The organism is Planctomycetota bacterium, from assembly GCA_039182125.1.
Classification (GTDB): Bacteria; Planctomycetota; Phycisphaerae; order Tepidisphaerales; family Tepidisphaeraceae; genus JBCDCH01.
In genome coordinates this window covers 41,873-54,401 of the sequence record JBCDCH010000025.1, presented here as the reverse complement: position 1 = coordinate 54,401, position 12,529 = coordinate 41,873, and the positions used below count along the sequence as shown (strand labels likewise).

Here is a 12,529-nt window from a genome sequence, read left to right as displayed (position 1 = left end):
CCGCGACACGGACTTCGCCGAGGAGACGGCGAAGCTCACCCGTCAGCAGATCCTGAGCCAGGCCAGCACCAACGTGCTGTCCCAGGCCAACCAGAGCCCGCAGCTCGCGCTACAGCTTCTCGGTTAAACCTGATTCAAGTTCTTTAAGCGAACGCCCCGGTGCAGAAATGCACCGGGGCGTTCGCGTTGGGTCACGCCCGGGCGTGGCGGCTCAAGGCACTACGGACAATCAGAATCGCCTGTTTGCAGTCTTGACGCACCGAAATGCGACGTGAACGTCCGTACTTCCTCGCGGCTATGCCCACCGACCAAAAAGTGACGGCCCGGACGCATGAGTAGGTGCGCCGGACCGTCGTTGTGTGGACTCTCGATCGTGAGTCGGGATGACTGGATTCGAACCAGCGACCTCTACGTCCCGAACGCAGCGCTCTACCAAGCTGAGCTACATCCCGCAGGTCGGCACATTAGGCGCGGATCAGGGCCGAGGGAAATGCGGAAGATGGAAGGCGGATTGCGGAATGAAGAAGCTGTTCTTCGCTCCGCAATCCGCCTTTCTCACTCCGCGTCTTCTCCGTGATCGTGATGGTCGCAGCCCGAACACGTGCTGGCGTGATGTACGTGCTCCTCGGGGTGATCCCAGTCGATTTCGTCGATCTCGGCGGCGGTGAGGGCGGGGCCGTCGGGGGCGGGGAGGTTGGCCGCAGCGAGGGTGCGCAGGGCCTGGTTGCGGACGACGGCGACGTTCATATTGCGGCCGGGACAAGCGGTGGGCTTGGTGTCGCGGTGGCCGATGACGTTGGAGGCCGGGATGTTGTGCTCGTGCATGAGATAGGCCACGAGCTTGGTCAGGGCGGCCTGCTGGGCGGGGGTGGGGCGTTTGTTGTCGAAGTTGCCGACGAGGCAGATGCCGATGCCGCGCTGGTTGTAGCGGTTGTCGGCGGTCTTGGCGTGGGCACCGTGCTTCTGCTTGGTCCATCGGGGGCCGACCTCGACGAAGCCATCGCGTGAGCCGTGGCCGTTGCCGACGACGAAGTGGTAACCCAACTCGTCCCAGCCCTTGGAGCGGTGGGCCCGATCGAAGGTCCGGGCGTTGCCGCCCGTGGTGGCCGAATGGTGGATCACGATGTACCGCCAAGGTTGGGCGGTCGCACGGGGACGCCAGGCCGTCGGGACGGCGATGACGTGCTGTGAACGGTGCGGCTGAATCTCCGGCGTGCGGTGGCTGGCTTGTCTGCCCTTGTGCCGTTCGTGCGGCGCGACGGGCACCGGATCGCTCGACGTGTATGCCACCGGCCTGGTCGTGGTCTCACAACCGGCGGCCAGCATCACGCCCAGCGTCAGGAAAATCGTCGCGCGCAGTGTGTTCATCCGTGCTGATATCGGACTCGGCCGGCGGGCCTCTTGAAAAAATCCACGGTCAGAACTGAACTTTCGGGGCGGCTTGTACCTCGGCGTCCTCGACCTCGAAGTACGGCTCTTCGTTGAACCCGAAAATGCCCGCCAGCAGGTTCCGCGGGAACTCCTTGACGCTGATGTTGTAGCCCTTGGCGACGTCGTTGTACCGGCTGCGGACGCCGGCGATTTCGTCCTCCGTGGTGGAGAGTTCGGCCTGGAGCTGCATGAAGTTCTGGTTGGCCTTGAGATCGGGGTATGCCTCGGCGACGGCAAAGAGTTGCCGCAGGGCACCGGTGAGCATCCCCTCGGCCGCGGATGATTGCTGCGGGCCGGTCGCCGCCACGGCCCCGTTGCGGGCCTGAATCACCTTTTCGAACGTCTCGGACTCATGGCTCGCGTACCCCTTGACGGTTTCGACGAGGTTGGGGATCAGGTCGTGGCGACGCTTGAGCAGCACGTCGATTTGGGCCCAGGCGTTGTTGACCGCCTCCCGGCCGCGGACCAGGCCGTTGTAGACGCCGATGCCCCAGAGCGCCAGGCCGCCGCCGACGACGAGTACGACGATGAACGCGATGAGCAGGATGACGACGATCGCTGACATGGGAAGGTTCCTTGCTTGTGGGCACCTACCTTGACCGCCGCAGGGCCGCTTCGTCAAGCCCGAGGGCGGTGCGGGTGTTGGAGATGTCCTCGAGAAAACGTAGACCGTCGGTCCAATAGCCGGCGGTCGGCTTCAGGTCGGACACACGCTCGGCCCACCACGCGTTGAACCGATGCATGAGCGCTTCCCGGGCATACTTGGCCAGGATGCTCGCGGCGGCGGCGGAATAGCAGTGATTATCGGCCTTTTCGGCGAACCTGACCGTCGCGATCGCCCCGCCTTGTGCCAGGTCGTAGGTGCTTATGCCGTCGGTTTCCTCGACGACGGTCAAGTCCCAGTCGCCGAACATATCCCGAAGCAGGCCGGTGTAGCTGTCGCGGCCGCCGTGTTGGTCGCAGGTGATGTGCAGCCGCACGCCGGGCTCGGCGAAATCGCCGAGCAGGTTTTGCAGATGCACGGCCGTTGCGGTGAACAGGACCGACGCTTTGTTCTTCGTCGCGGCGAATCGCTGGTTGAGCACGTCCTCGCCGTAGACATGGGCGACATGGTGGACGGTCTCGACGCCGAGCCGGTCGCACTCGGCCACGTAGGCGTTGTGCAGGATCGTGACGGCGGTCGCGTCCACCGAGATCGGGATGGGTCCGATGGTCTGATACCACGGCAGGCTCGGCACGTCGGGACGCCAGTCCGGGCCGATCATGCCCAGTGCGGCCGTTTCGAGCCGACTCAGATCTTTGGAGACGTGCACTTTCTTGGAATCCGCGACGTGGATCTTGCGGGTGTCACGCTTCTTGCTCGTCACGCGGCGTAGCAGATCCCAAAGGTCGGGCGGTCCGTCGGCCTCGACCGCGGCCGCATGGCAACCGACGCACAACGGCCCGAGGATCGGCCCGTACCCCGCCTCGTCGATGCCCGCCACGATCCAACGCATGGTCGCACGGTAACCGCAAATCCGGGTAACGTGTCGCCGTGCGCTTCTTGCTGCTCATCCTTCTGTTGCTCGGTTGCGACGACCGCGCGACCGTCACCGTCGGAGCAGCGTCGAGTCTGGCGGAGGTGATGCCAGAGATCGCCGCGGCGTACGAGGTCGAGACCGGCGTGCGTGTGCAACTGGTCTTTGCCTCCAGTGGCAAGATCGTTCAGCAGCAACTCGCGGGGGCCGGGTACGACGTGACCGTCCTCGCCGACGATTCATTGGACGGGACGCCGGTCGCGGGCAACCGGCTCGTGCTGGTTGGCGTCGGGTCGCTCGACGAACTGGACGACATTGGCCGAGTTGCCATCGGCGCGCCAGACACCGTCCCGGCGGGCAAGTACGCCCGGCAAGCGTTGCAATCCGCCGGGGTATGGGACGACCTCGACGGCAGGCTTGTGTACGGGGCGAACGTCCGGCAGGTGTTGGCGTATGTGCAACGCGGCGAGGTGGATGCCGCACTCGTATATGCGACCGATGCCGAGGGTGTGCCGATCGACCCGGCGTTGCACGATCCGATCGATTACCGAGCAACGTATTTCACCGACACCGGTGATCGCTTCGCCGGTTTCTTGCACAAACCGACGGCAGGGCTGGCGTTTGAAGCGCATGGTTTCGTCGACCGAGCCGCTTTGCTCCGTAACGCTGGTGTTTCGGATTTGCCAGGCCCCAGCGTTGCGGAGCAACGTGGCTCCGAACCAGCGGGAGCGCGATGAGTGGGCTCGTGCAAAGTGCCTGGCTTTCGCTGCAGGTCGCGTCGGCGGCGACGATGTTGGCGGCACTGATCGCGGTGCCATTGGCGTGGTTCGTGGCGCGGCGTCGTTTGCGTTGGCTCGAAGTGGCGGTGCTTTTGCCGGTGGTGATGCCGCCGACGGTGGTGGGGTTTGCGTTGGTGGTGCTGCTGGGCAATCGCGGGCCGGCAGGGTGGCTGGGTGTGCCGATGGTGTTCACGGTCGGCGGGGCAATCATCGCGGCAGCGGTGGTCGCACTGCCGCTGGTGTACCTGCCGACCCGGGCGGCATTCGCGGCGATCGATCCGGACCTGCGCGATGCAACTCGGATCCTCGGCGCGAGTCGGTCGCAGTCCCTTTGGCACGTCGATCTCCCGTTGGCCCGACACGGCATCGCGGCGGGGTTGTTGCTTGGGTTCGCCCGCGGTCTGGGGGAGTTTGGTGCGACGCTGATGGTGTTGGGTTGGCTGCCGGGAAAGACGACACTGCCCATCGCTGTCTACGCGGCTTTCGAGCGCGGTGACCTGATCGCCGCGGCGTATCCGGCCGGCTTGTTGGCGATGTTGGCCGTGCTGCTCGTGATCGCGCACAACGCAGTGGCGAAGTGAGTACCGGGACCACCCGGGGCTACTTGTCGTCCCGGTCACCGGGGGCCGTCGTGTGCAGCGTCCACCCGCGAGGGAGCAGGAACGCCCGGTCGCCGTGATAGGCGAGTCCCGCATCGAGGCCGGCGTCGGCGAGCGTGTCGAGCAACTGCGTGTCGTCGAGCCAGGTGACGTGTTCGAGTCCGGGGTCATGACTGATCACGTTCACATGCCGGAGCGGCCCGGCGGCGATGACCGTGACCGCGGGAACCGACGGTGGCGGTGTCACCGGCTTGGACAACGAGGGATTTGCGATCAAGTCAGGACTTGTCTCGTCCGGCGCGGGCGTCGCCAGCGCCCACAGCAAGCTGCCACCGGCAACGAGCAACACCGCGGCAACGCCTGATGCCCGTGCGAAGCGGCGTTGCCGCCGGCGTCGGTCGGCTGCCCGCAGAGCAAGTTCGAGGATGTGGGCTTTGGTGGTCATGGTTGCTCCGGATGCGAGGTGCGGACGCGTCTGACGATGCGGCGGAGTCGGCTGTCGACGCCGCCGGGGCCGAGACCGAGCTTGCGGCCGATGTCCGCGAGGGTCATATTGCGGACGTGGCGGAGCAGCAGCAGACGCCGGCTGGCCGCGTCGAGCCGGCCAACGCGTCGGCGCAGGTCCGCGATCCGCTCCGCGAGTTCCACGTCGTCGGCCGGGTCGATCGACGGCGCGCCGGCGACGGCTCGCTCCCGTGTCGAGCGGCGTTGCTCGGCCCGCAACCGGTCGATCGCCGCGTTGAGCACGACCCGACGGACCCAGCGACGCAAATGGGCGGCGTCGCGCATCGGCTTGATACTCCGAACGATCTTGAGCGTCGCGTCCTGCACGACGTCGAGGCAAAAGTGTTCGTCGCGGCGGGTGTTTCGGCTTGCGTCGGCGAGCATGCCGTCGAAGTGCCGCCGGTAGAAGGTCTCGACGGCCGACCGCTCACCGCGGGCCATGGCCGTGGTGAGGGCGGGGGTGTCATCCGTTTCGGCGTCGGGCGTCGACAAGCGGTCTAATCCGCGTACTCCGCGTCGGAAGCGTTGGCCTGTTCGAGTGCGTCCACGGTGCGCTGCAGCCTGATGATGACAGCAGACTGCTCGTCGTTACGTTCTTGCGTCTGTGCAAGACGCTGTTCCGTCTGTGCAAGTTGCCTCCTGAGCAGCTCGTTTTCCAAGCGCTGGGCCTCGAGTTGGGCGGTGAGTCCCGCGACTTGGCGGGTCGCTTGCTCGGCCTTTTCCTGGAGTACAAAAAACTCCTGTCGCCAACCATCCCAATCCTTCGTTTCTTGAAGTCGGTCGAACAGGCTTTCAATGGCCTTAAGTTGGGGGACGTAGCCCTTGGCGATGACGATGCCGGTCTCGCGGTGGATCTGGAGTGTCGGCGGTGTGTCGCCGGGGAGGGTGGCGGCGAGTTGGTCGAGCAGGCCGAGGATGTCGTCGCCGTCCTCGATCGGTGAACCCAGCGCGAAAGTGCGGACTTCCTGCTCCGTTTGGGGCGTGACTCGGCCATGGGCCGGGTGGACGTGGATTTTGTAGATCAGTCTGCCACCGACCTGCTCATGCACGACTTCCATGACGAAGTTGTCGAAACGCTCACCGTTGAGCAGTGCCAGCACGTCGTGAGCGCGCATATTTTTGAGCTGCAACGGCGGCAGAACCGCGTCGGCATGCTCGGGCGTCATGATGATCGCCTGGAACGTCGGATCGCTGTCGCGGAAGTAGTCGATCACCTGGCCCACGCCGGCGTTGTAAAGGTTGATCTCGTCAAAGTATTTGGCGTCGTCCGGCGCGTCGTAGACGGGTTTTTGCACGTTTTGCCGGCCGCCGAATTCGCCGCCGAACCCGCCCTCTTGTGCGAGGGTGGTCAGCGGCAGGGTCGACGCGAGTAGCGCGGCGGGGAGGATATGTTTTCGCATGGGTGTGTCCTTGTGGGGTTTTCAAGATACCAACGATGCCGGGCGTCGGATTTCGCGCCGGGGTCGGAGATTTTTCGGGCGGGTTGGATATCACGCCGGCGAATCGCATGATCTGCCGCATGGAGTTACTACAAGCCGCCGAGGCGGCCGTGCGCAAGGCGGCGGACGTTTGTCAGCGGGTGCGGGCCGAGATGGTCACGCCCGAGAGCATCGAGAAAAAGGACCGCAGCCCGGTGACGGTCGCGGACCTGGCGTCGCAGGCGATCGTGATCGAGGCGCTGGAGCCGCTGGGCATCCCGGTGGTTGGCGAGGAGTCGGCCGACGCGCTGCGGGAGGATGCGGCGGTGCGAGCCAAGGTCTGCGAACTGGCCGGGGCGAGCGAAGCGGACGTGATGCGCCGCCTCGACGCCGGTGGCCACGCCGAGGCGAAAGGGCGATTCTGGACGCTCGACCCGATCGACGGCACCAAGGGCTTTTTGCGAAACGACCAATACGCCGTCGCCCTGGCGTTGATCGAGGAAGGGACACCGGTGCTCGGGGCGTTGGCGTGCCCGGCGCTCAACTGTGGTACCGTCCTCGCCGCCGAGCGCGGCAAAACGCCACCGTTTTCGGTCAGCACGGTGACCGACCCGACGCAAGCCCGGCTGGTCGAATCCGTCGAATCCGGCCATTCCGACCAAGACCAGTCGGTGCAAATCGCCCGCGCTCTGGGCATCGGCCGCGACCCGTTGCGGATGGACAGTCAGGCGAAGTACGCCGCCGTCGCGCTGGGCGACGCGGAGGTGTACCTGCGTCTGCCGACGCGTCCGGGTTATCGGGAGCGCATCTGGGACCACGGGGCGGGTTTGATTTGTGTCGAATGTGCGGGCGGCCGGGTGACCGATGTAGATGGAAAGCCGCTCGATTTCTCGCGTGGCCGTAAACTGGAAGACAACCGCGGCGTCGTTGCTACCAGCGGGCGTTTTCACGACGCGGTATTATCAGCCGTCTCGGACGTGCTTGGCGTGTGAGCCGGCCAATTCGACATCGTCCGGGTGTCGAAGTTGAATTATCCACCCGTGCCGTTGCCCGTTCCCACGCCAGACCGCTCAAAGACCGATGCCTCGGATAAGCGCCCTATGGATGGCTCAGTGATGAAACTTCACGCGGTAACACCGGCTGACGGGCTGCGGTCGGCCGATGGCAAAGCCGCGCGTGCCGATCAACTCCACTGGTACGTCGCTGCTCCGTTCTTCGGGTCCGAGGACAGCCCGTGGTTCGATCTGGGCATGCCCGAGTGGCACAGTCTCCGCAAGATCCCCCGGCCCACGCCCAACGAAAACTGGCACAACCGTGGTGGCACTTCGCCAATGAGCGAGTGGCGCAAGCACAATCAACACGCCAAGCTCGTCTGGGAGTATGCTGTGACCGACCCGCCGTCGGGGATTGTCACGCTGTTCCCGCAGTTGCCCGTGCTGGTCGGCATGCGGCAGCGGTTCAAACGCCGCAAGAACATCCCCGTGGTCGCGTGGACCTTCAACCTCGGTAAGCTCCACGGCGGCCTGCAACGTTCTCTGGCCCGCTTCGCGCTCAAGCACGTCGACCGTTTCATCGTGCATAGCCGCTTCGAGGTCAAGGCGTACGCCGAATGGATCGGTTGGCCCGAAGATCGGTTCACGTTCATGCCGCTACAACGCGGCATGGTCGGGCATCTCGCGGACGAGAATGAGGACGATCCGTTCATCCTCGCGATGGGTACGGCCAAGCGCGACTACCGGACGCTCGGCGAAGCGGCCAAACGGCTCGGTCATCGCGTGGTCATCGTGGCCGGTCAGTCGGCCGTCGAGGGTTTGGATTTGCCCGATAACGTCGAGGTACACAGGGGCTTGTCGCTTGACGAGTGCCGCAAGCTTGAACAGGAGGCACGCGTCAACGTCGTACCCATCGACAACGAAGACACCGCCAGCGGGCAGGTCACGGTGATCAACGCGATGATGAGTGGCCGAGCGCTCATCGCCACCGACTCGCCCGGCACGGTGGACTACATCGAGCACGAGCAAACCGGCCTGCTCGTCAAGAACCGCGATGTCGACGAACTGACCCGGACGATCGACCGCCTCTGGACCGACGAAACGACACGCAACCGGCTCGGTGCCGCCGCGCGCCTGCAAGCCGCGGCCCATTACTCCGACGAAGCCGCCGCCCGCAACCTCCAGCAGGTCCTCGACGAGGTCGGCCACGCTCGCAATCTCATTTAGCTCATATGCCCAAAGCCGACAACATCGTCTGGCACGGCGGCGACGTGACGCCCGCGGACCGTCGCCGCGTGCTGAATCAGACCGGCTGCACCCTCTGGCTCACCGGGCTCTCGGGAAGCGGGAAGTCGACCGTCGCGGTGGCCGTGGAGAAGGCGCTGCTCGCGGCCGGGCATGCCTGCTACCGGCTCGACGGGGACAACGTCCGCCACGGCCTTTGCGGGGATCTAGGCTTTTCCGCCGAGGATCGCACCGAGAACATCCGCCGCGTCGGCGAAGTGGCGAAGCTCATGGCCGACGCCGGCCTGATCGTGCTCAGCAGCTTCATCAGCCCCTACCGCACCGACCGCGCCGCCGTAGCGACGCTGCACGAAAAGGGGTTGGTGCCCTTTTTCGAGGTGTTCGTCGACGCGCCGCTGGAGACGGCCGAGGCTCGCGACCCCAAAGGCTTGTACAAGAAAGCCCGGGCCGGCCAGATCAAGCAGTTCACCGGAATCGACGATCCTTACGAAGCACCGCAGTCCCCGGCGCTAAAGTTGCCCACCGCCGAACTGACCCTCGACCAGGAAGTGGAGCAGGTGCTCGCCCTGCTCCGCGATAAAAACATCCTCCCCGTGTAGCGGCAGCACCGAAGGTGCCCGCGGGAAACCGAGAACCATGCAACAAGTCGCCGACCCCAGCACGTCCAAGCCCGAGCAGTCCCGCCGGATGACCCACCTCGACCAGCTCGAGGCCGAGAGCATTCACATCTTCCGTGAGGTCGTCTCGGAGTTCGAAAACCCGGTGATGCTCTTCTCGATGGGCAAGGACTCGTGCGTGATGTTGCATTTGGCGCGCAAGGCGTTCGCGCCGGGCAAGCCGCCGTTTCCGTTGCTGCTAATCGATACCACTTGGAACTTCCGCAGCATGTACGAGTTCCGCGACGAGCACATTGTCGGTGAGCTTGGCATGGAGTGTTTGGTGCACATCAACGAAGACGGCCTGAAGCAGGACATCAATCCCTTCGAGCACGGCAGCAAGCGGTTCACCGAAGTGATGAACCTCGGCGCGCTGCGCCAGGCGCTGGACAAGTTCGACTTCGACGCCGCGTTTGGCGGTGGTCGACGCGATGAAGAAAAGTCCCGCGCCAAGGAGCGCGTCTACAGCTTCCGCGACGCCAACCACCAGTGGGACCCGAAGAACCAACGCCCCGAGCTCTGGAACCTCTACAACGGCAACGTCCACAAGGGCGAGCAGATCCGCGCCTTCCCACTGAGCAACTGGACCGAGCTCGACATCTGGCAATACATCTACCGCGAAAACATCAAGCTCGTCCCCGCCTACTTCGCCGCGGAGCGTGACGTGGTCGAGTTCGAAGGCAACCTCATCGCCGTCGACGACGACCGCACGCCCGAAGCGCTCCGCAAGACCGCCCGCAAGGAGTGGGTCCGCTTCCGCACCCTCGGCGATTATCCGCTGTCGGGAGCGACGCCGAGCAAAGCGGACAACCTCCCGCAGATCATCCAGGAGATGCTGCTTGCAACGAGAAGTGAACGGGAAGGGCGAGCAGTGGACAAGGACCCGGGGGCTTCGATGGAGGAGAAGAAGCAGCAGGGGTACTACTAGGCGCTGGGGGTTAGGCGCTAGGGCTTGTTATTGGAGTTTGACTTGAAAGCGGATGGTTCTGGGTATCGGGGGTTGGTGGTTTGGCAGCGAGCGATGGAGCTTTGTGTAGCGGTGTATGCGTTGACGGATCAGATGAGCGAGTCGGAGAAGTTCGGATTGATCTCCCAGTTGCAGCGGGCGGGCGTGTCGGTGCCGTCGAACATTGCGGAGGGATACGGACGCGGAGCGGGCAAGGATTACGTAAAGCATCTGCGCTACGCGATGGGCTCGCTCGCAGAGGTCGAGACACAGATCGAAATCGCAGTTCGTTGCAACAGGCTCAATCGAGACGATGTGAAAGACGCATGGCAACTAGCCCAAGAAACAGGCAAGCTCCTCACCCGCCTCATCCAGTCACGAACCTGACCAGATGTTGATCAACAGGCCCTAGCGCCTAACCCCTAGCCCCTAGCGCCTACTCCCATGCAGCAAGACCAGCTCATCGCCTCCGACATTCACGCCTACCTCGACCAGCACGAGCGTAAGGACCTGCTCCGCTTCCTCACCTGTGGCAGCGTCGACGACGGCAAGTCCACGCTCATCGGGAGGCTGCTGTTTGACTCGAAGATGGTGTACGAGGACCAACTGGCCGCGCTGGAGGTCGACTCCAAACGCTTCGGCACCACCGGCGGCGAGTTCGACCCGGCGCTGCTGACCGATGGGCTCAAGGCCGAGCGTGAGCAGGGCATCACGATCGACGTCGCCTACCGCTATTTCTCCACGGCCCACCGCAAGTTCATCATCGCAGACACGCCGGGCCACGAGCAGTACACCCGCAACATGGTGACCGGTGCCAGCACCGCCAACCTCGCGATCTTGTTGGTCGACGCGAGCAAGGGTATGCAGGTCCAGACCCGCCGTCACGCGTTCATCGTCTCACTATTGGGCATCAAGCACGTCGTCGTCGCGGTCAACAAGATGGACCTGATCGATTACGACCAGAAGGTCTTCGACGACATCCGCAACGCGTTCACCGACTTCGCCGCCCGGCTCAGCTTCCCGGACGTCGAGTTCATCCCAATGAGCGCGCTCGCCGGGGAGAATGTCACGTCGCGTAGCGACAAGATGCCTTGGCACACCGGCCGACCGATGCTCGAACACCTCGAGCACGTCCACATCGCCGGCGACCGCAACCTCGTCGACATGCGCTTCCCCGTGCAGTACGTGCTGCGTCCCGACCGCACCTTCCGCGGCTACGCCGGCAGCCCCGCTGGCGGCATCCTCCGCCCCGGTGAAGACGTCATCGCGCTGCCTAGCGGCGTGAAGTCCCGCATCAAGCAGGTGCTCGACTCCTCCGGCAACGAGGTCGACGAGGCCTACCCGCCCATGGCCTGCACCGTCACGCTCGAATCTGAGATCGACGTCTCCCGCGGCGACGTGCTGGCCAACCCCAACAACGTCCCCCGTGTCGGCAACGGCTTCGACGCCATGCTCGTCTGGATGCACCCCGAGGCCATGGCGACCCGCAAGGGCTATCTGCTCAAGCATTGCACCCGTCAGGTTCCCGCCGAGATCAGCCAGATCCGCTATCGCACGGATGTGAACACGCTGCGTCAGCACCCGGCCGAGAGGCTCGAGCTCAACGAGATCGGCCGCGTCGAGATCAATCTCGCCCGGCCCATCGCCTTTGACGCTTACACCCGGAATCGACAGACCGGCGCGTTCATCCTCATTGACAAGGAGAACGGCTGGACCGTCGGGGCCGGCATGATCCTCGACCGCGAATCCGACGATCGGCACCCGAGCGAGGAAGGCTGGAAAGGCCAGGACCGGCGCCGCAAGCCTCGGCCCGCCGTGCATCGCCATCGCTCGACCGTCGGTCCGCACGAACGCGAAACGCGCCTCGGTCAAAAGCCGCTCTGCGTCTGGCTCACCGGTCTCAAGGGCAGCGGCAAAACCACCATCGCCTACGCCTTGGAGCGTGCTCTCTTCGACGCGGGCTTGGTCGGCACCGTGCTCGACGGTGGCAACCTCCGGTCCACGCTCAACAGCGATCTTGATTTCACCGGTGACGACCGCAGTGAGAACGTCCGCCGCGCAGCCGAGGCCGCCCGCCTCATGTGCGAGGCCGGCCTGTTCAGCGTCTGTGCGTTCATCAGTCCGTTCGAATCCGACCGGGCACTTGCCCGTGAAAACATCGCCGCCGCGACCGGGCCCGACGGGTTCGTGCAGGTTCACCTGAGTACGCCGTTGGACGTGTGTCGTCGCCGAGTCAGCGGTGTGTACGAGCAGGCCGATGCCGGGGAGTTCGAGGACTTCACCGGCGTGACCGCACCGTACGAAGATCCTCGCAACGCCGACCTGACGTTGCGCACCGACGAACTCGCCGCCGAGGCGTGTGTCGCCAAGATCATGGACCTGCTGCGTCAGCGTGGCTTCTTGAAGTGATCACCGGTCGAGGCTCGCTTCGGTCGCCGCTTA

15 protein-coding genes and 1 tRNA gene are annotated in these 12,529 nt (G+C 64.7%); 9 read left to right on the top strand and 7 right to left on the bottom strand.

What is annotated here, in order from left to right; translation table 11 throughout:
- Positions 1 to 127 (top strand): flagellin (locus AAGD32_08745; protein MEM8874334.1); only part of this gene is annotated, 127 nt, incomplete at its 5' end.
- A gap of 251 nt (positions 128 to 378) precedes the next feature.
- On the opposite strand, the gene AAGD32_08740 is transcribed toward AAGD32_08745, so the two are convergent.
- From AAGD32_08740 to AAGD32_08725, 4 genes are all read right to left on the bottom strand, one after another.
- Positions 379 to 452: transfer RNA gene (locus tag AAGD32_08740), tRNA-Pro, on the bottom strand.
- A gap of 103 nt (positions 453 to 555) precedes the next feature.
- Positions 556 to 1,368 carry a peptidoglycan recognition family protein gene (locus tag AAGD32_08735; GenBank protein ID MEM8874333.1) on the bottom strand — a complete coding sequence of 271 codons (813 nt, stop codon included), beginning with the start codon at positions 1,366 to 1,368 and terminating at the stop codon, positions 556 to 558.
- Between the two features lie 49 nt (positions 1,369 to 1,417).
- Entirely contained in the window at positions 1,418 to 1,996 is a 579-nt protein-coding gene (locus tag AAGD32_08730) for a LemA family protein (GenBank protein MEM8874332.1), read from the bottom strand.
- A gap of 25 nt (positions 1,997 to 2,021) precedes the next feature.
- Positions 2,022 to 2,927, bottom strand: coding sequence for a hypothetical protein (locus AAGD32_08725; GenBank protein ID MEM8874331.1), 906 nt, complete (start codon positions 2,925 to 2,927; stop codon positions 2,022 to 2,024).
- 38 nt (positions 2,928 to 2,965) lie between these two features.
- On the opposite strand from AAGD32_08725, the gene modA reads away from it, so the two are divergent.
- Positions 2,966 to 3,685: a molybdate ABC transporter substrate-binding protein gene (gene modA, locus AAGD32_08720; GenBank protein ID MEM8874330.1), complete on the top strand. Its 720-nt coding sequence runs from the start codon at positions 2,966 to 2,968 to the stop codon at positions 3,683 to 3,685.
- 8 nt (positions 3,686 to 3,693) lie between these two features.
- Positions 3,694 to 4,308: a molybdate ABC transporter permease subunit gene (modB, locus tag AAGD32_08715; protein ID MEM8874329.1), complete on the top strand. Its 615-nt coding sequence runs from the start codon at positions 3,694 to 3,696 to the stop codon at positions 4,306 to 4,308.
- A gap of 19 nt (positions 4,309 to 4,327) precedes the next feature.
- Here modB and AAGD32_08710 read toward each other — a convergent pair whose 3' ends face one another.
- From AAGD32_08710 to AAGD32_08700, 3 genes are read right to left on the bottom strand one after another with little or no spacing between them, the layout of a single operon-like run.
- On the bottom strand, positions 4,328 to 4,771 hold the full coding sequence (locus tag AAGD32_08710) for a hypothetical protein (GenBank protein ID MEM8874328.1): 444 nt from the start codon (positions 4,769 to 4,771) through the stop codon (positions 4,328 to 4,330).
- Positions 4,768 to 5,322, bottom strand: coding sequence for an RNA polymerase sigma factor (locus tag AAGD32_08705; protein ID MEM8874327.1), 555 nt, complete (start codon positions 5,320 to 5,322; stop codon positions 4,768 to 4,770). Before AAGD32_08705 ends, AAGD32_08710 begins: the two co-directional genes overlap by 4 nt.
- A gap of 5 nt (positions 5,323 to 5,327) precedes the next feature.
- Positions 5,328 to 6,230: a hypothetical protein gene (locus AAGD32_08700; protein ID MEM8874326.1), complete on the bottom strand. Its 903-nt coding sequence runs from the start codon at positions 6,228 to 6,230 to the stop codon at positions 5,328 to 5,330.
- Positions 6,231 to 6,349: 119 nt separating this feature from the next.
- On the opposite strand from AAGD32_08700, the gene AAGD32_08695 reads away from it, so the two are divergent.
- The 6 genes from AAGD32_08695 (at position 6,350) to cysN (ending at position 12,496) form a co-directional block, all read left to right on the top strand.
- Positions 6,350 to 7,240: an inositol monophosphatase family protein gene (locus tag AAGD32_08695; GenBank protein ID MEM8874325.1), complete on the top strand. Its 891-nt coding sequence runs from the start codon at positions 6,350 to 6,352 to the stop codon at positions 7,238 to 7,240.
- Positions 7,241 to 7,363: 123 nt separating this feature from the next.
- On the top strand, positions 7,364 to 8,467 hold the full coding sequence (locus AAGD32_08690; protein MEM8874324.1) for a glycosyltransferase: 1,104 nt from the start codon (positions 7,364 to 7,366) through the stop codon (positions 8,465 to 8,467).
- Positions 8,468 to 8,472: 5 nt separating this feature from the next.
- Positions 8,473 to 9,084: an adenylyl-sulfate kinase gene (cysC, locus tag AAGD32_08685; GenBank protein ID MEM8874323.1), complete on the top strand. Its 612-nt coding sequence runs from the start codon at positions 8,473 to 8,475 to the stop codon at positions 9,082 to 9,084.
- A gap of 37 nt (positions 9,085 to 9,121) precedes the next feature.
- Complete coding sequence (cysD, locus tag AAGD32_08680) at positions 9,122 to 10,069, top strand: sulfate adenylyltransferase subunit CysD (GenBank protein MEM8874322.1); 948 nt, start codon at positions 9,122 to 9,124, stop codon at positions 10,067 to 10,069.
- A gap of 30 nt (positions 10,070 to 10,099) precedes the next feature.
- On the top strand, positions 10,100 to 10,474 hold the full coding sequence (locus AAGD32_08675) for a four helix bundle protein (GenBank protein ID MEM8874321.1): 375 nt from the start codon (positions 10,100 to 10,102) through the stop codon (positions 10,472 to 10,474).
- 57 nt (positions 10,475 to 10,531) lie between these two features.
- The gene (cysN, locus tag AAGD32_08670; GenBank protein ID MEM8874320.1) at positions 10,532 to 12,496 is read left to right on the top strand and encodes a sulfate adenylyltransferase subunit CysN; all 1,965 of its coding nucleotides are present in this window, start codon (positions 10,532 to 10,534) and stop codon (positions 12,494 to 12,496) included.
- The last annotated feature ends 33 nt before the right edge of the window (positions 12,497 to 12,529 follow it).